At 48.4% G+C, this 831-nt stretch carries 1 protein-coding gene; it reads left to right on the forward strand.

Annotation, left to right across the window (positions count from 1 at the left end):
• A partial coding sequence (locus tag R7Z50_RS26225) for a CHAD domain-containing protein (protein WP_318149575.1) occupies positions 1–831 on the forward strand: 831 nt, incomplete at both ends.

Genomic DNA, 831 nt, shown 5'->3' on the forward strand with positions numbered 1-831 from the left:
TGTCGCGACTCTACAATCCGAGTTAGTTCCGCTTTTTTCGACCAACTTCACGCGTGAGCAGTGGCTGATTGGTATGCCAGATGGCAGCCAAGTAGAGGTCGCGTTTGACCAAGGCATGGTTGTCGCGCAAGGGGAAGACGGAGAAGAGAGACAAGAACCGATTTGTGAAGTCGAACTTGAACTCAAATCTGGCCAGACCGATGCACTATTTACTTTGGCGCGCAGTTTCTGCGAACAAGGTGGGATGCGTCTGGGTAACTTGAGCAAAGCCGCAAAAGGTTACCGTTTAGCGACTGGTTACACTGGCGACGAAGTGAAGCCGCTTTCTTTAGTGGACAGTAACAAAACAGACACCGTTGAATACTGCTTAATCAATTCACTTGAACATGCTTTATCGCATTGGCATTACCACGAACAAATTTACTCAGAGCGCGACAGTGTAGAAGCGCTGCGTGAAATCAGTAACGCCATTCGTTTTATTCGCCAAACATTGACCATTTTTGGTGGCGTAGTGCCTCGTCGTGCGAGCGCTATCTTACGTCAAGAATTGAAGTGGTTAGAAGAAGAGCTCGTTTGGCTTGATGAACATGCTCACCTTGAAGAGTTGCTTGATGATAAAGGTAACGTATTGCGCAAACTTGACGCGCGTAAGTTCCTTGTCTCTGAGTTGACTCAACAGTTGGAAGAGTTGCCAAGTCGTGAAGAGATGCTGACATTGTTGAGTTCGGCGCGTTACACAGGATTACTGCTGGATCTTAGCCGCTGGATCTTAGCGCGTGGCTGGCAGCCATTCTTGGATGAGAAAGCGCGCGAGAAGATGGCAAGCAACAT

The sequence above is a fragment of the Vibrio sp. 1249-1 genome (assembly GCF_033340495.1).